This is a genomic window from Ammoniphilus soli, assembly GCF_040813775.1.
This window is the reverse complement of sequence record NZ_JBEGDL010000156.1, coordinates 1-729: the sequence shown is the minus strand read 5'-3', so window position 1 is coordinate 729 and position 729 is coordinate 1. Positions and strand designations below refer to the sequence as shown.

Here is a 729-nt window from a genome sequence, read left to right as displayed (position 1 = left end):
ATTTCAAATATTGATTATCAATGAGTAGGATCCAAGAGTAGTACACTATCGAATAGAATATAACCATAAAGATCGCGATATTTGTGCAATTCCGATGTAATAATAGCATGTGATAAACCTCTCTTTGATAAATCCAATGTATTTCAAGTCACAAATGATCAAAAAGACATCCTTATAAAACATTGGAGAAGAAAAGGACTAGGCAAGAGTATAGCCTGTCCTTTTCAAAAGTAATGGTTATGTTGAAGATTCGCTTCAGGATCAACAGCCTCGAAATAATTTAATTTTTTCCACCTTATATAAAATCTAAACTAAAGCCCTTAAAAAAAGTTCGAGCATCTATTTTTTACGAGATTCCATCTGTAATTTTTCCACAACTGTTCTCTGATTTTGCAGCTTAATCCAATGTTGGCATTTCGATTTGCAATAGTTAACATCATAGGTACCTTTGGCTACACGAGGAACAAGATTACAATCGGAACACTTATCTATTAATTTCCCCAGCTCGATTCTTTCTTTCTTAATCCTTAGCATATCCCTGCATCACCTGATTGATTTATATATCTTTGTTCCATAGGTACGTAGGGCCTTAAATTCGAACCAACATATTCTGCTCTTGGTCGGATGAGACGATTGTTCTCGTATTGTTCTAAAATATGAGCCGTCCAACCGGCTGTTCTACTTACAGCAAAGATGGGAGTAAATAGATCTCTTGGGATACCCAGGCTA

The 729-nt window shown here is 35.4% G+C and carries 1 protein-coding gene; it reads right to left on the bottom strand.

Going from position 1 to position 729, the window contains the following annotated elements; translation table 11 throughout:
* Window positions 1-527: 527 nt before the first annotated feature.
* On the bottom strand, window positions 528-729 hold a 202-nt coding region (locus tag ABLT31_RS38825), incomplete at its 5' end, for a citrate/2-methylcitrate synthase (RefSeq protein WP_367761062.1).